The organism is Crocosphaera sp. Alani8, from assembly GCF_038442745.1.
GTDB lineage: Bacteria > Cyanobacteriota > Cyanobacteriia > Cyanobacteriales > Microcystaceae > Crocosphaera.
Genome location: NZ_JARVCN010000313.1, coordinates 1 through 3,755 on the forward strand (window position 1 = coordinate 1; position 3,755 = coordinate 3,755).

Genomic DNA, 3,755 nt, shown 5'->3' on the forward strand with positions numbered 1-3,755 from the left:
CATCTTTGTCCCCTAACTTTCGGCGAGTCCCCCCAGACTTTTTGAGAAGCTTCTGTAATTCCAATATCTTGAATTGACAAATCTAAATCTTTAACAAGTTTAATAATATCTTTTTTAAGAGCAGAATTTTCAAAAAAATGTAGAGTTATATGTTTGTAAAAAATATCATGATTTGCAGAACCAGAAAAAACTTGAAAATTAGCGAACCATTTAATTATTTCACCAGATATTTTTCCATTAAATTGTGCTACAACAGAAAGAAAAAGAGAGTTTATTTTAGTTTTTTGTTCTAACATTAATCCCTCTGGAAAAAATCTTTTGCTAATTTTGAACTTGTTTTTATTCCTGCTAAATAATTTATATTCTTGAACCCTTGGAGTACAAAATAGCCATTCTTTAATAATTTCTTTTTTGGAAACTTCAAATCCATATCGATAAACTCTTTTTTTGATAATAAAGGTCATTTCAAAATATGATGGTTTAGTTTCTGTTTCTGTACTAAGTCTAAAAGGTTCAACTTCAATAGTATCTGTGATTTGTATCGCTTTTAAAGAATTAATAACAAAGCCTTTCATAAAATCTAATGCTTTTGCAAGATTACTTTTTCCACTTGCGTTAGCACCATAAACAGCAGAGGTTTTAAGTAAGCTTAATTCTTGATCTATTTTGAATACATTGTTGTTGTCTAATTCTACATCTTGACTATCAATATCAGATGCAACCATGCTGAAAGTTACTGTCTCTTTGAAAGACAGAAAATCACCTATCTTGAACTCAATCAGCATGAATTTAATTTTACCTTTGGACTTATGGGTTTGCTTAAGGTAGAATTACAACATATTTTCTACACTTTATCAAGTCTGCTTAGATTTTATACGAAGTTGTATCAACATTTTATAACATGGTCTTCCTATAAACTTAAGAAATACCTAAGCACTATTAACAAATAAACTTGATACCCTTAGAAGTGATACCCTAGAAAGTCCTCATCACAACATCTTAAGTAAATGTGAAGAAAAGGAGACACTACTAAATGTTAGAAAACTATCACAAACACGCAGCCGAAAGATCCAAACTTGGTATTCCTCCCTTACCTTTAACCGCAGAACAAACATCGCAACTATGCGAACTCTTAAAACATCCTCCAGAAGAGCAAGAAGAAGAACTCTTGATATTATTACGGGATAGAGTTCCCCCTGGTGTGGATGAAGCCGCTTATGTCAAAGCAGGGTTTTTAACCGCAGTTGCCAAAAAAGAAATAATATGTCCCCTAATCTCTCCTCAAGAAGCAGTTAACTTGCTCGGAACCATGATGGGAGGATATAACGTACAATCATTAGTAGATCTGTTGCAATCTTCTGATACCACATTAGCTTCAGAAGCAGCCTCCGCACTCAGCAAAACCCTGTTAGTCTTTGACGCATTCAACGAAGTCTTAGAACTTTCTCAAAGCAACTCCTACGCAAAACAAGTCATTGACGCATGGGCCAACGCTACTTGGTTCATGAATAAACCCCAAGTACCTGAAACTATCCACGTCACCGTCTTTAAAGTGCCAGGGGAAACTAATACTGACGATCTATCTCCCGCACCCCATGCAACCACTCGTCCCGATATTCCCCTGCATGGGTTGGCTATGTTAGAGTCAAAAATGCCAGAAGGTAATGCAACCATAGCTAGACTAAAAGAAAAAGGCTATCCTGTGGCTTACGTTGGGGATGTAGTGGGTACCGGTTCCTCCCGTAAATCAGCTATTAACTCGGTTTTATGGCACATCGGACATGATATACCCTTTGTCCCCAATAAACGCGCTGGAGGCTACATTTTGGGGGGGAAAATAGCCCCTATTTTCTTCAACACCGCAGAAGACTCTGGTGCATTTCCCATAGAATGCGATGTTTCCGACATGGAAACCGGCGACGTTATCATCATCTATCCCTACAAAGGAGAAGTTGCCAACGAAGAAGGAGACATTATTGCTACCTTTGAACGCAAACCTGAAACCATTTTAGACGAAGTTCGTGCCGGGGGACGCATTCCTTTACTCATTGGACGTGCATTAACCGATAAAACCCGTGAAGCATTAGGACTCGAACCCAGTGATATTTTTGTCCGTCCCACCGTTCCAGAAGATACAGGAAAAGGCTTTACTTTAGCACAGAAGATGGTAGGTAAGGCTTGCGGTTTGCCTGGGGTTAGACCGGGAACATCCTGTGAACCCATGATGACAACCGTTGGTTCCCAGGATACCACAGGACCCATGACTCGTGACGAGTTGAAAGAGTTAGCTTGTTTAGGGTTTAACGCAGACTTAACCCTACAAAGTTTCTGTCATACTGCAGCTTATCCCAAACCCGTTGACATCAAAACCCATAAAGACTTACCAGACTTCTTCTCCACCCGTGGAGGGGTTGCGTTGAAACCAGGGGACGGTATTATCCATTCTTGGTTAAACCGGATGTTATTACCGGATACGGTGGGGACTGGAGGGGACTCTCACACTCGTTTCCCCTTGGGTATCTCCTTCCCTGCTGGTTCCGGTTTAGTTGCGTTTGCAGCCGCATTAGGAGTTATGCCTTTAGATATGCCAGAATCAGTATTAGTTAAGTTTACTGGAGAGTTGCAACCAGGTATAACTTTAAGAGACATTGTTAATGCTATTCCTTGGGTTGCTATTCAGGAAGGTAAATTAACTGTCTCCAAAGAAAACAAAATTAATGTTTTCAATGGTCGAATTATGGAGATGGAAGGGTTACCAGACTTAAAAGTAGAGCAAGCTTTTGAATTAACCGATGCAACAGCAGAAAGGTCTTGTGCAGGGTCAACAATTAAACTAGGAAAAGAAACCATAGCTGAATATTTGCGTTCCAATGTTGCCTTAATTAAAAACATGGTTGCACGGGGTTATCAAGACTCTAGAACATTGATGCGTCGAGCAGAAAAAATGGAAGAATGGTTGAAAAATCCCGTATTGATGGAAGGTGATAAAACCGCAGAATATGCTGATATAATCGAAGTCAATTTAAACGAAGTCACAGAACCCATTGTTGCTGCACCCAATGACCCTGATAATATTAAATTGATGTCGGAATGTGCAGGGGATAAAGTGCATGAAGTATTCATCGGTTCCTGCATGACAAATATTGGACATTACCGTGCAGCCGCCAAAATTTTAGAAGGTGCAGGGCGAATTAAATCTGTTTTATGGATTTGTCCTCCAACCCGAATGGATGAAAAACAGCTAAGGGAAGAAGGTATTTATGGTGTGTTTGCTGCATCAGGTGCCAGAACAGAAATGCCAGGATGTTCTTTATGTATGGGCAACCAAGCAAGAGTAGAAGACAATGCCACTGTATTTTCTACCTCTACCCGTAACTTCAATAATCGTATGGGTAAAGGGGCGCAAGTTTACCTCGGTTCAGCAGAGTTAGCTGCAGTGTGTGCTTTATTAGGAAAAATCCCCACCATTGAAGAATATATGGAGATTGTTACCCAAAAAATTGATCCTTTTGCTGATGAATTATACCGTTATTTGAACTTCGATAAAATGGCAGGATTTGAGGACGAAGGACGGGTTATTCCTTTAGAAGAAATGCCCAAAATTGAAGATATTTTAGGCATTCCAGCCGGTGCTTTAAGTTAACATCGTAGGGTGGGCGATGCCCACCTTCTGTCATATTTATGGTAGGCTACTTCAGTAAAACTCACATCTTGCACCAAGAAAAGTTGATATGAGAAGCGATATCTGAAAGCCT

The 3,755-nt window shown here is 39.5% G+C and carries 2 protein-coding genes; one reads left to right on the forward strand and one right to left on the reverse strand.

Going from position 1 to position 3,755, the window contains the following annotated elements; all coding sequences use genetic code 11:
- A partial coding sequence (locus tag P9B04_RS16700; RefSeq protein WP_342056114.1) for an AAA family ATPase occupies positions 1-725 on the reverse strand: 725 nt, incomplete at its 3' end.
- A 308-nt stretch (positions 726-1,033) separates the two neighbouring features.
- On the opposite strand from P9B04_RS16700, the gene acnB reads away from it, so the two are divergent.
- Positions 1,034-3,643, forward strand: coding sequence for a bifunctional aconitate hydratase 2/2-methylisocitrate dehydratase (gene acnB / locus P9B04_RS16705; RefSeq protein ID WP_342056115.1), 2,610 nt, complete (start codon positions 1,034-1,036; stop codon positions 3,641-3,643).
- Positions 3,644-3,755 lie beyond the last annotated feature (112 nt).